This window comes from Gleimia hominis, from assembly GCF_002871945.2.
Classification (GTDB): Bacteria; Actinomycetota; Actinomycetes; order Actinomycetales; family Actinomycetaceae; genus Gleimia; species Gleimia hominis_A.
In genome coordinates this window covers 2,103,785-2,116,054 of sequence record NZ_CP126963.1, presented here as the reverse complement: position 1 = coordinate 2,116,054, position 12,270 = coordinate 2,103,785, and the positions used below count along the sequence as shown (strand labels likewise).

Below are 12,270 nucleotides of genomic sequence, written 5' to 3'. Positions count from 1 at the left end.
CTAACCTACGATATTCATTTGCTTGTTCATCCAAGGGGTTAAAACCACTAGAAAAAGCCCGTAACCAGCGATAATGAGCCCTTGGATCCCGAAGTACTCTCCCGCGTTGGCAAGGTCAAAATACTTCACAATTTGTGCTTGAATGCCCTGAGATAGTGCCATCGCGGCGAACCAAAGTGCCATGGTTTGGGACGCGAACGCCCTTGGAGCCAGTTTTGTTGTGGCCGACATGCCAGATGTTTGCAAGATCAGATCTCCCAACCCCAAGCACACGTAGCACAAGATCATCCAACCAGCGGAAAGTAAACCACCATTCGGCGTTAGCGTTACTCCAAGTGCAACGGTTAGAAATGCCAGGCCACCGAGCATCGCCCCGATGCCCACTTTTGCAGATACATGCGGTTGCCGCTTACCGAGTTTTACCCAAAGCCACGCGAGCGCCGGCCCCATGACGATTTCAACTATCGCGGTTAAAGATATGTACCAGGTTGAGGGGTACGTGAAGCTACCGATTGAATTATTAGTTTTATCTAAGGCAAGGAAGTTCAGCGTGTTGCCCGTTTGGAAGTACGTGAGGTTATACATGACGAGAGCCACGAGCAGCAAAGAATAAGGAAACAAGTTCTTTTTCTCGGCTTGGGTGACTTGAGAAGATCGGCTCATCATCACTAGGTAAAAGAACGGCACGAGTATCGTCACAATAGTCACGAGGTTCACGAGGGTACCTAAGGAATCGCGTGAGGATACTGCGAAAACCACGGCTACTACCACCGCTGCGGCCACCAACCCGACAGTAGTAAAGAAGTGTTTATCCGCTCTGAAGGCAGCGCGGATTTCTTCTCCCTTTTTGCGCCCCGCTAGGTACTTACCTCCTGCGATGAACTGGATTACGCCTGCGATCATTCCTACTGCGGCAGCAGCAAATCCGTAGTGCCAGTTGTAGGTTTGGCCCAACCAACCGGCAATGAGTGGTCCTAAGAAAGCTCCGATGTTTATACCGGAGTAGTAGATGGAGAACCCCGCATCTCGGCGTTGATCACCTTTCTCGTAAAGCTCCCCCACCATTGTTGACACGTTCGGTTTAAGCAGGCCTGTTCCCACGATTATTAAAGCCAGCCCCACCCAGGTGAAAACTTCTGTAGGTACCCCCATCGCGATGTGTCCAGCTGCGATGATTATCCCGCCCCACAAAACGGCATGATGGGTACCGGACACTCGGTCTGCTATCCAGGCGCCTGCGATCGATAGTAAATACACCAGCGCCCCGTAGGCGGCGACGATTGATGAGGCCGTGGATTCTTCATATCCCAATCCACCCTGAGATATTGCGGACGCAAAGTAGAGCGCCAAAATTGCTTGAAACCCTAGGTAGGAGAAACGCTCCCACAGTTCTAGGTTGAAAAGTGTCGCTAAGCCGCGTGGATGGCCGAGAAACGCTCTGTCCGCGCGCGCTTGCGTATCCTTATTTTCGGCTCTGGTAGCTGAGCTGCTCGGTGAAATTGTTCTTCCTTCCGGTTTGGTTGCGTTCATCGGCGCTTGTTCGCCGCGAACCATTCACGGTCTCTCACCTGTTGGTTCTTCAGTGGGTATCTGCATCAGTTGATCTGTGTCTTAGAACTACCCACATGAAATCCTGCTGAATTTCTTACGCAGTCTTTACCTTAACCTCATGCAGCGGCTATCCGCGAACGCTACTTCATAACCGCACCGTAGCAACCAGCCAGTAAAACGTTCCAAGTACCCCACCTGATGCACCTTCTGATCGTCGAAGGTACCGCGTGGATATTAGAGTCATCGAAATCGATGGGGGTACCTGTGGGACAGCTGTTCAAAACAGTGGGGGCTGTTCAAAACAGTTGGGGAGGCAGATCACCAAAGTCTGTCAGAAAAATGGGGGTACGTACATTACTGCAACAAGCCTCCGGTAGATCACGCGTTAGATAACTACCGTCATAAACTTCGTCACGGTAGCCGTTCGTCGTTGAACCGTATAAGTGCTTTGTACCCTCGTTTCGGCACGTGCACCAGAGCTCCGGTTGCGGGTACTAAGGCACCTGCCTGTGCTCGTGGCCGTTTGCCACGCCGACTTTGAAAAACGTCGCCGCGCGGTGATGCCGTAAACACGCGATCGCGCCTAGCCTCAAAAGCGGAAAGCTTATTGCGCACGTTTTCCGCAACTGTCTGCAAGCGTTGCAGTTTCTCTTGAGTTTCGAGCAGCTCTTCACGCAACTGCAGGATCTGGCGCACGCCCTCAAGATTCACGCCTTCTTCTTGGGATAGGCGTTGTATTTCACGGAGTTTCTCAACATCCTGGTATGTGTATCTGCGTCCTCGTCCCTTGGTTCTTGCCGGGGTCACGAGTCCTAACCGGTCGTATTGGCGCAAGGTTTGTGGATGCATTCCAGCTAGTTCTGCCGCAACAGAAATAACAAACGTTGTTACTGCCATTTCCCTCCTCCTTTCCGCCAATTTATCGTTCCACCCGCGAGCGTTTATCAATGCGCACAGAGGCCCGACTGACAGCGCACTGATGCGTCACCGTTAAACACCTTCGCAGCTAAACAACCGTCATCGTTAGACACCTTCGCTGTTCAATACGAGGGGGTACCTTGATCATCAGGAACTGATGCAACCAAAGTACCCCCAAGTGGTTCACGTTCGCCAGCGAACCCGCGTTTCGCCTAGGCCAACTTAGCTTTGCCACACGTGGGCGTTAAGGTCCGCGCGCGGATCCCACCCTTGTGTCGCTTCGGAGAGTTTACGCACGGAGTCCTTGAATGCCTTCGAGGTTACGCTGGGGACAGCGATTTCCACCTCAATAATGAGGTCACCGCGCCGTTTACCGTCATCCACACCGCGTCGACGTACCCGCAGATGGGTGCCTCCCGAGGTACCCGGGGGTACTTTCACGGTTACGGTGGAACCATCCAGTAGCGGCACCTCAACTTTAGAGCCGAGCACTGCCTCAGGGTAAGAAACCGGCAATTTCATGTGCAGGTTCTTGCCACTAAGGGAAAATACGGGATCTTTCCGAACTCCGATTGTGACAACCAAGTCACCGGAAGCTCCGCCGTTAACGCCTGGACGGCCTTTCCCACGGATCCGGATTTTCTGCCCATCATTCACCCCAGCAGGTACCCGCACCGTCAGGGAACGTCCCTCAACGGTCATTTTCAACGTCGCCCCTTGCACGGCTTGTCGCAATGAAATCGTGGTGGATGCGGCTAAGTCAGCGCCCTTTGAGGGAGATTGGTAGTCCTGGTAAGAGTGTTGACCAAAACCACCGAACCCGCCCCTACCGGCGCCGCCGCCACCGTTGAAAATCCCGGATAAGATGTCGTCTAAGCCGCCGCCGGCGCCGCCTGAAGTGGAAAACCGTACTCGATGCCCGTTTCCGGAGCCTCCGAACATGGATCCGAATACGTCTTCGAAACCGGCGCCGGCCCCTCCAGGGCCCGCGGAAAATCTCGCCCCTCCGCCCGCCATGGCTCTGATCGCATCATATTGTTTCCGCTGTTCAGGGTCTGACAGAACGTTGTAGGCCTCACCGACCTCTTTGAACCGGCTTTCCGCTTTCTTGTCGCCCGGGTTCTTATCTGGGTGAAGTTTACGCGCGAGAGAACGGTATGCTTTCTTAATTTCACTTGCGCTCGCGTCTTTCGTAACGCCTAACACTTTGTAGAAATCTTTGTCCATCCAATCTTGGCCAGCCATGTTCCCTCACCTCCCTTCAACGTATTTTTCAGTCATTTATTGAGGGTTCGCCACGATTACTTTTGCCGGTCGGAGCACGCGCTCACCCACTCGGTAGCCTTTCTGCACGACCTGCTGAATCGTTGGGTGTTCCACACCTTCAGTTGGCACAGCCATGACTGCTTCATGGTGGGCGGGGTCAAATTCTTCCCCTTCCTCCCCGAACCGCGTTAGTTCGTAGCGGTTTTGCAGCGTAGTTTCCAGCTTCGTGACGATCGCGGTGAAGGGGGTACCTTCCTCCAGAGCACCGGCAGTTCGGGCTGCATCAATGTCGTCAAGTACTGGCATTAATGCTTCCACCACTTCCCCATGCCCGAGTTTGCGCGCGTCCGAAATGTCCTGCTTAGACCGCCGCACGTAGTTATTGTGCTGCTGCTGCAGGTTGTAGTGGTCCGCGCGGGCACGAGCGAGATCGTCACCGAGCTGAGCCATCTGCTCGCGCGCTGCGTCCAATTCGTTCGCGTCCGCACTCGTGTCAACGTCGGCGAGCTGTTCTTCCAGGTGTGAGATGTCCTCCGGGTCCACGGTTTCCTCGGTGCCATCAGTTTCTTCTTGAGGTTGTGCACCGGTTTCCGGGTTATCCCCCGCGGGGGTAGCTGCGGGTTCCGAAGGGGTGGGGCGGGGGGATTCCTCCGAGGTACCCCCCACTTCACCATCGGTTTGCGCGGATTCGGGGTTCACGCCCTGCTCACGCGTAACCTCCTCACGATCCTGGTTTTCAGGGTCATGATTCAGTTCTTCGTTACTCACTTATCTTCCTCATCATCAACGATTTCAGCATCTATGACGTCGTCATCGTCACCCGAGTTGGATTCCTGCTTCGGCTGCTCACCAGCCTCAGAAGCACCTGCTGCCTCTTCTTGCTGGCTGGCTGCGTAAACTTCCTGACCGATCTTCATGCTGGATTCGTTCAGTTTGTCCAAAGCAGTTTTGACCGCGTCTGAGTCATCTCCCTCAAGGGCTTTCTTAAGGGCATCCACATCCTCGCGAACGGTGTTAGCCGTTTCGTCTGAGATCTTCTCCGACTCGTCTTTCAGGATTTTCTCCATCGAGTACACGGTCTGCTCCGCAGTGTTGCGAACCTCCGCGTCTTCACGACGTTTCTTATCTTCCTCCGCGTGCGCTTCCGCTTCTTTCACCATCCGGTCGATCTCATCTTTAGGTAGTGCTGAACCACCCGTGATGGTCATCGATTGTTCCTTACCCGTACCGCGGTCCTTCGCAGAAACGTGGACGATACCGTTTGCGTCGATATCGAACGTCACTTCGATTTGAGGGACGCCGCGCGGTGCGGGAGCAATTCCGGTGAGTTCAAACGTTCCCAGTGGTTTGTTGTCGCGCGCGAACTCGCGTTCCCCTTGGAAAACCTGGATCAGCACGGATGGCTGGTTGTCTTCCGCGGTGGAGAACACTTCCGTGGACTTCGTGGGAATCGCCGTGTTGCGGTCGATTAGTTTCGTCATGAACCCACCCTTGGTTTCAATCCCGAGGGACAGGGGTGTCACGTCGATTAGCAGAACGTCTTTACGATCACCCTGCATTACACCGGCCTGCAGCGCGGCCCCCATGGCCACGACTTCGTCGGGGTTCACTGACTTCGAGGGTTCCTTACCACCGGTCAGTTTCTTAACAACTTCACCTACGGCGGGCATACGCGTTGAACCACCGACGAGAATCACGTGGTCAATGTCTTTAATGTCAACACCGGCGTCTCGGATTACTGCCTCAAACGGAGCCTTCGTACGTTCCAACAAGTCGGAAGTCATATCTTCGAAGTGTGCGCGCGTCAGCGTTTCGTCCAAGTGAACAGGTACCCCATCAACCATAGTTAGGTACTGCAGAGAAATGTTCGTTGACGTGGAGGACGACAGTTCCTTCTTCGCCTGCTCAGCAGCATCACGCAGACGCTGCATAGCAACCGGGTCCTTCGACAGGTCATTACCCGTCTTCGTCTTCACCTGCTCAACCAGCCATTTGACGATCGCGTTATCCCAGTCGTCACCGCCAAGGTGGTTGTCACCTGAGGTGGCGCGCACCTCGATGGTAGAGAACGTGTCTCCGTCGTCTGAATCTTTACCGATTTCCAGCAGTGAAACGTCGAAGGTACCCCCACCCAAGTCGAACACTAGGATGAGTTCATCTTCTTTACCTTTAGCTAAGCCGTACGCCAGAGCCGCTGCCGTTGGTTCGTTAACAATCCGCGACACGTTCAAACCCGCGATCTTACCCGCATCTTTAGTTGCCTGACGCTGCGCGTCGTTGAAGTATGCGGGAACAGTAATAACTGCGTCGGTTACGGATTCACCCAGGTACTCTTCCGCGTCTCGTTTCAGTTTCCCGAGGATCCGAGCGGAGATTTCCTGCGCCGTGTATTTCTTGTCATCAACAGCTACGTCCCAGTCGCTGCCCATGTGACGCTTGACCGACATGATTGTGCGATCAACGTTGGTCACTGCCTGGCGTTTTGCGATTTCACCTACCAGGACCTCTCCATTTTTGGAGAACGCAACTACGGAAGGGGTAGTGCGCGCACCTTCCGCGTTAGCGATAATAGTGGGCTCGCCGCCTTCGAGCGTGGCGATAGCCGAGTTTGTAGTGCCAAGGTCAATACCTACTGCACGTGCCATTGTGGCCTCCTTAAAAATCAATATTGAGTCTCTTGCACTCAAGTTTACTTTCACGCATCCACGTGTCAACTCGAATGCCTCAAACTTGAGTCTACTTAACTCAACGTTAGGGCCTTCATTTATATTCCAAACCCACCGCGAACCTCATGTGCATTACCTCACTTCCGTACGGTAAAGGTACCCTCAAGCGAAAAACAGGCGAACTAGAACACCAAAAGGCGAGTTTTATTCCCAAGTTGTTAGTGAGAATTAGCGCCCCGGGCCCTGTTGCAAACTGAAAACTTGCGTGCAATCGTTAAAGCAATCGACGAAAACGCAACGCTAAAAAGCGAGCCGACGAAAGGCATTCAAAATGACGAAACTTGCAGTTATTTACTACTCAGCAACAGGACATGGCACCAAAATGGCTAAAATCGTGGAAGAAGCCGCGAAAGAAGCCGGTGCGGACGTACGCGTGCGGCACATTAAAGAAACAGTGGACCCCGAGGTATTTGCCAACAACCCAGCGTGGACGGCGAACTACAACGCCACCAAGGATCTCCCACCCGCATCCGGAGAGGACATAGAGTGGGCAGACGCGGTAATCTTCGGCTCCCCCACCCGGTTCTCAAACGTGACCGGCCAGTTCCAATCTTTCTTGGATACGCTCGGCGGCTTGTGGGCAGAGGGAAAGCTGGCGGACAAGGTGTACGCAGCATTTACCTCATCGAGCACGCTGCACGGAGGCCAAGAAACCACCCTGATGAAAATGTACCAAAGCATTATTCACATGGGCGGCTACATTGTGGCACCAGGGTACACGGATCCGCTCAAGTTCACCGATGGAAACCCGTACGGCGTGGGGCACGTTACCGGAGTCAACAACGACAAAGATCTGCCAGAGTCCACGAAGGCAGCTCTCAAGCACATGGCCAAACGAGTTCTTAAGGTCGCCAACAAACTCGCACAGTAACCGCTACGCGCCCGAAAGGCGAGCGACGTGCCCGCTACAGGCCGGGCAAACTAGCAAGGTGACCTTCGAGGTCAGACGAGTTAGCGAAGTTATCGCTTAGGGGCGCCGCTACACGTCGACTATCTTCCGAATCAGATTCTTCACAGAATCAACACTTTTCGGCAGGTGAGTCACGTGTCGCGGCGCTTTTTCAATACCGACAAATCGACGGGGTACCTTTGGGGTGAATCCAACGGCTTGCTCAATGGTGTCCGCGAACTTCACGGGTAAGGCGGTTTCTAGCACAATCATTGGTTCCTCACCGAGGTGCTTCCTGCTGACGTTCCAAGCGTCCGCCGTGTGAGGGTCCATAAGTACCCCATGCTGGCGATGCACCTCCGCGATCCCCCTCAGCCGATCAGCATGCGTGGAGGAACCCGAGTAGAAACCAAACTCCTCCCGCGCACGCTCCACAGCCTCGTGGGCAGACAAATCGAAGTACCCCCTAGTGTTCAACTGGCTTCCAAACAGTTCCCGAACCTGGCCAGTATCGCGCCCAAGCAGATCGAACACGAAACGCTCAAAGTTCGACGCCTTGGAAATGTCCATTGAGGGACTAGACGTCTCTAAAGTCTCTGCGGATGAACGTACCCGGTACACTCCAGTGCGGAAAAACTCGTCCAGCACATCATTTTCGTTAGTTGCCACCACGAGTTTTTCAATAGGTACCCCCATGCTTCGCGCCACATGACCGGCACAGACATCACCAAAATTGCCCGTGGGGACAGAAAAAGACACCGGCTGCTTAGGGTCGCCGCTAACCTGAATCCACGCAGCAACGTAGTAAACCACTTGTGCGAGAAGCCGAGCCCAGTTAATCGAGTTCACAGCACCAATCGAGTATCTGCGTTTGAACCGCGCATCCGCCGATACCGCTTTAACTACATCCTGACAATCATCAAAAACACCATCTAAAGACACATTTATGATTCTCGGGTCGTCGATTCCAAACATTTGCGCTTGTTGAAAAGGCGTCATTCTCCCAGCAGGGGTGAGCATAAAAACACGGATATTTTTCTTCCCAAGCATGGCGTATTCAGCTGAAGACCCCGTGTCACCCGAGGTAGCACCAAGGATATTTAGCTCAGTCTCGTTTGCTGCCAGCACGTACTCAAATAACTGGCCCAGCATCTGCATTGCCATGTCTTTGAACGCTGCAGTTGGACCGTTCGACAGGTGGAGCATCCAGGTACCCTCATCAATTTTCGACACCGGAGCCACTTTTGCCGTCGAAAACTTCGCTTCCGAGTACGCCCTTACGCATAGACGCTGCAGTGCCTCATGTGGAATATCGTCAATGTACAACGACATTACTGCACAAGCCAGACCCGGGTACCCCCTGCGTTCAAAAACCGTTTTCAACGCAAGAAGGTCTTCTTCTGACAGATGCGGGTAGTGCTCCGGCATGTAAAGGCCGCCGTCGGGCGCAAGACCAGCCAACAGTATTTCCGTAAACGACAAAGAAGGGTCCTGGGGTTCACCACGGGTAGAACGGTATCTCATGGCTTAAGCCTACAGTTTTGCAAAAAAGTAGCATGAGGGTACTTAGCAAACAAGGGTGATTGCGGTACCCCCGCGAGCCAACGCTAGAAACAAACCGGCATCCCCCAAGTGTTTTTCCTTGAAAACCACATAATTTGGGTTGAGAACAGGTTTATTCGCACACTATTAACTGCTTAACGCGTACACTGAGGTGGAATTAGTCGTCCATTAAGGGGGGTACATATGCCCATTGAGCGAATCAAAACACCGACCGACGAGCTAAAACAAGCGATGGATCGTTTGATCCCCCAGCTTTCACGCTCATCAAAACCACTGGAAGCGGACGGACTCAAGCGTTTCCTAGATCAAGAGTGCGTCCATTTTCTTGTCTACCGCTCACCCGACACTGGAAATATTGAGGGGATGTTAACTCTCGTAATATTCGACATTCCCACCGGTAGGCGAGCCTGGATCGAAGATGTAGTTGTCTTAGATTCCACGCGTGGCAAAGGCGCAGGTCAGGGGCTGGTCGAAGCGGCGATTAAGGAAGCGGAAGAAAGCCAGTGCCGGACGATCGACCTGACGTCACGCCCTACCCGTGAAGCCGCTAACCGGCTTTACAAACGGTGCGGATTTGAGTTACGCGAAACCAACGTTTACCGGTATCGCGCATAGCAACTCGGCAAACCTCTCACAGCCCCGTCAGTTCTCTTTCACATAACCTCACATCAGTGGCACACAACCTAATAACAGTGGGCCGCGCAATGACGCGGTAACAAGGAGGGTACCTGCAGGTGCTGTCCTTGTTATCGCACCTACACTCCGCGCAGTTGGGTGGCAATACCGTCGGGGGTACTTAGACGGTGAGCCACGTCGCGTAAAAATGTGCCGCAACGTATGCCGTTGCTAAAGCGGTTATTAAGCACAGCGCCCATCCCGAAAGCCGTGCGTGCTTCAAAGTGATACTGGCGATGATGCTCATAGATTCTTTGAATCCCTTTTTTCGCGCCAGCACTGAGGTTACTAGCGCGGGCAGGTTTACACACGCACCGAAAACGAGAGCTCCCAGGATGCTCATGAAAAACGTCTGCGTGGAGAGCGATGCTGTGGCGGCTAAGAAGGATGGGTCCACGACTAGGATGCACGCGACCAGCAAGCATGCCAGCGGGGATACCCACGTTGAATTGGTGACAGCTCGTCCAATCGCGGTAACTGCACTACCCACTATGTCTTTAAGAATTCCTGAGGTTTTGGTTGCGTTGGCACTTGTTGCTTCGTCACCGCTTTCACCCACTTCTGTGCCGCTGTGGATGGGGGTACCTTGAGCGTGGGTCTGCTCCGACCCGCAGGTACCCCCGCCACTTTGGCCCTCAAAATCGCTGCTTACGCGTACGAGTCTACGAATGGTTCTGCCCGGGTACCTCAGTAAAATAAGCGTCGCGACCATCAAAAATGCAAATACCCCCGCCTCTAAAAACCCCACCCAGACTGGGGTTTCGTCACTTTCAGCAGAAATGTTCAAATGCCCAGCTATGAGTACGGCACGCAAACTGAGCATCACAAAAGCAGTGGCTGGGACCATTCCCCAAGCCAAGAAATGTAGCTTTCCATTTGATGCATTCGCATGCATACCCGCAACTATGACCAGCAGTATCGTTGCATCCACTTGCGACATGCCAAAAACCAGCATTTTAAACAACTCGTGCATGTACCTTAACGCCCTCCTCACGAGTTGTAGTAACAAGCACCGTTTTTACGATAGCGGATTCTTCCAACACTATTCGGCACTACTTCCAACTTCAGGCGACCTGATTGTCTCCGTTGTCACACAACGACAGTGCTCGTCTCGGCTTTCGAAGGAAGCTTCCGTATAACCTAATTTTCTAGTAACGGCACTACTTAAGCTAGGTTTCAGAAACCTATTCCCCGCATTCCCACGCCCACATCACTTCGCATGGCTATAACTACCCGTTTATGCTGTAGCGCCAAGGTACGATCGGAGTTATGAGTAATGATCAAACCCTTATTGACAAGAATGCAGCAGATTTTGCGCGATTTGTTGAGGACTCGCCATCTTCCTACCACGCGGCTAACGCGCTCGTTAATCGTTTCAAACAAGGTGGTTTCACTGAGGTAACTGAAGTTGAATCGTGGCAGTCCGAGCCCGGTAGTTACGTATTTTCCCGCGACGGCGCAGTATTGGCATGGCAGATTCCGGATACAACCAAGAAACCTCAGGGTTTCAGAATCGTTGGCTCACACACTGACTCCCCCACTTTTAAAGTGAAACCGTCGGGGTCTTCTGTAACTACTGACGGATGGGGGCAGATTGACGTCGAGGTTTACGGCGGGATGCTTACTAACTCTTGGCTTGATCGTGAGCTAGGGTTTGCCGGCCGGGTTGTTTCTGATGAGGGTACCCAGGTTCTGGTTCGCACCGATGCGGTGGCGCGCATTCCTCAATTGGCGATACATCTTGACCGGGGCGTTAATACCAATGGGTTGAAGTTAGACAATCAACGGCACCTGCATCCTGTTTGGACTCTCGATAAGGATCTGAATTTCTTAGACTATGTAGCTGACCAGGCAGGTTTGGGATCTCAAAAACAAATTCTGGGGCACGATTTAGTTGCGTATGTGACTCAGAAACCTGAGCGGTTCGGTAACGATAAACAGTTTTTGGCTTCAGGTCGGTTGGACAATCTCAGTTCTGTTCACCCTGCTTTGGTGGCGTTCCTTGATTTGGATATGTCACGGCACGAAGACATTTGTGTTTTTGTTGCTTTTGATCATGAGGAAATTGGTTCGGCCTCACGTTCGGGTGCTGCTGGCCCAATTCTTGAGGGTACTTTGCGGAGGTTGGCATCGCTTTTTGACGACTCCACACAGTATTATCAGCAGATGATTGCCCGCTCTTCGTGTGTTAGTGCAGATGCTTCACATGGGGTACATCCTAACTACTCGGAGTATCATGATCCTCAAACGCATCCAATCTTGGGTAAAGGCCCTGTGCTGAAGCTTAATGCGAATCAGCGTTACGCCACAGATGCGGTGGGGAGTGCTTTGTGGAACCGTGCGTGCGCGAGTGCCGAGGTACCTTCGCAGGCTTTTGTTTCTAATAACGCGATTCCGTGCGGCTCCACCATAGGCCCCATTACCGCTACTCGGCTGGGGATAACGACTGTGGATGTTGGGATCCCAATTCTTTCTATGCATTCCGCTAGAGAAATGTGTCATCTGGCAGATCTTCACTACCTGTCGCGCGGATTGCGTAGCTACTGGGAAGCTGCCTAGCGCCCGTTGCTTAACACCCCGAGTGCCCTAGGTACCCCCACCCAAAAACACCCCACCACGCCCAGGTACCCTCGCGCGAAGACTATGCGATTGCCCGCGGGCACCTTGGCAAGGAAGGGGAAA

10 protein-coding genes are annotated in these 12,270 nt (G+C 53.2%); 3 read left to right on the top strand and 7 right to left on the bottom strand.

Features of this window, described 5'->3' with window-relative positions; genetic code table 11:
• The 5 genes from CJ187_RS09205 to dnaK all read right to left on the bottom strand — a co-directional run bounded on the left by CJ187_RS09205 (position 1) and on the right by dnaK (position 6,380).
• Entirely contained in the window at positions 1–1,530 is a 1,530-nt protein-coding gene (locus tag CJ187_RS09205) for a peptide MFS transporter (RefSeq protein WP_102216600.1), read from the bottom strand.
• A 432-nt stretch (positions 1,531–1,962) separates the two neighbouring features.
• Positions 1,963–2,448: a heat shock protein transcriptional repressor HspR gene (locus tag CJ187_RS09200; protein ID WP_102216353.1), complete on the bottom strand. Its 486-nt coding sequence runs from the start codon at positions 2,446–2,448 to the stop codon at positions 1,963–1,965.
• Positions 2,449–2,691: 243 nt separating this feature from the next.
• On the bottom strand, positions 2,692–3,714 hold the full coding sequence (locus CJ187_RS09195) for a DnaJ C-terminal domain-containing protein (RefSeq protein ID WP_102216354.1): 1,023 nt from the start codon (positions 3,712–3,714) through the stop codon (positions 2,692–2,694).
• Positions 3,715–3,750: 36 nt separating this feature from the next.
• Positions 3,751–4,503 carry a nucleotide exchange factor GrpE gene (locus CJ187_RS09190; RefSeq protein WP_233187329.1) on the bottom strand — a complete coding sequence of 251 codons (753 nt, stop codon included), beginning with the start codon at positions 4,501–4,503 and terminating at the stop codon, positions 3,751–3,753.
• On the bottom strand, positions 4,500–6,380 hold the full coding sequence (gene dnaK, locus CJ187_RS09185) for a molecular chaperone DnaK (protein WP_102216355.1): 1,881 nt from the start codon (positions 6,378–6,380) through the stop codon (positions 4,500–4,502). The genes CJ187_RS09190 and dnaK overlap by 4 nt, the downstream gene beginning before the upstream one ends.
• Before the next feature lie 352 nt (positions 6,381–6,732).
• On the opposite strand from dnaK, the gene wrbA reads away from it, so the two are divergent.
• A complete protein-coding gene (gene wrbA, locus CJ187_RS09180) occupies positions 6,733–7,332 on the top strand; it encodes an NAD(P)H:quinone oxidoreductase (protein WP_102216356.1) in 600 nt (199 codons plus the stop codon).
• 108 nt (positions 7,333–7,440) lie between these two features.
• Here wrbA and thrC read toward each other — a convergent pair whose 3' ends face one another.
• Positions 7,441–8,874 (bottom strand): threonine synthase, encoded by a 1,434-nt coding sequence (gene thrC, locus CJ187_RS09175; RefSeq protein WP_102216357.1) that lies wholly within the window; start codon positions 8,872–8,874, stop codon positions 7,441–7,443.
• A 222-nt stretch (positions 8,875–9,096) separates the two neighbouring features.
• On the opposite strand from thrC, the gene CJ187_RS09170 reads away from it, so the two are divergent.
• On the top strand, positions 9,097–9,528 hold the full coding sequence (locus CJ187_RS09170) for a GNAT family N-acetyltransferase (protein WP_102216358.1): 432 nt from the start codon (positions 9,097–9,099) through the stop codon (positions 9,526–9,528).
• A 181-nt stretch (positions 9,529–9,709) separates the two neighbouring features.
• Here the strand turns inward: CJ187_RS09170 and CJ187_RS09165 are convergent, their stop codons facing one another.
• Positions 9,710–10,561: a hypothetical protein gene (locus tag CJ187_RS09165; RefSeq protein ID WP_102216359.1), complete on the bottom strand. Its 852-nt coding sequence runs from the start codon at positions 10,559–10,561 to the stop codon at positions 9,710–9,712.
• Between the two features lie 296 nt (positions 10,562–10,857).
• Between CJ187_RS09165 and CJ187_RS09160 the strand changes: the two genes are divergently transcribed.
• The gene (locus tag CJ187_RS09160; RefSeq protein ID WP_284667580.1) at positions 10,858–12,147 is read left to right on the top strand and encodes a M18 family aminopeptidase; all 1,290 of its coding nucleotides are present in this window, start codon (positions 10,858–10,860) and stop codon (positions 12,145–12,147) included.
• Positions 12,148–12,270: the final 123 nt, after the last annotated feature.

Coding starts and splice junctions, on each gene's coding strand:
- CJ187_RS09160 (WP_284667580.1), top strand. CDS start 10,858: ATGAGTAATGATCAAACCCTTATTGACAAGAATGCAGCAGATTTTGCG.
- CJ187_RS09170 (WP_102216358.1), top strand. CDS start 9,097: ATGCCCATTGAGCGAATCAAAACACCGACCGACGAGCTAAAACAAGCG.
- CJ187_RS09205 (WP_102216600.1), bottom strand. CDS start 1,530: ATGAACGCAACCAAACCGGAAGGAAGAACAATTTCACCGAGCAGCTCA.
- CJ187_RS09165 (WP_102216359.1), bottom strand. CDS start 10,561: ATGCACGAGTTGTTTAAAATGCTGGTTTTTGGCATGTCGCAAGTGGAT.
- CJ187_RS09200 (WP_102216353.1), bottom strand. CDS start 2,448: ATGGCAGTAACAACGTTTGTTATTTCTGTTGCGGCAGAACTAGCTGGA.
- thrC (WP_102216357.1), bottom strand. CDS start 8,874: ATGAGATACCGTTCTACCCGTGGTGAACCCCAGGACCCTTCTTTGTCG.
- dnaK (WP_102216355.1), bottom strand. CDS start 6,380: ATGGCACGTGCAGTAGGTATTGACCTTGGCACTACAAACTCGGCTATC.
- CJ187_RS09195 (WP_102216354.1), bottom strand. CDS start 3,714: ATGGCTGGCCAAGATTGGATGGACAAAGATTTCTACAAAGTGTTAGGC.
- wrbA (WP_102216356.1), top strand. CDS start 6,733: ATGACGAAACTTGCAGTTATTTACTACTCAGCAACAGGACATGGCACC.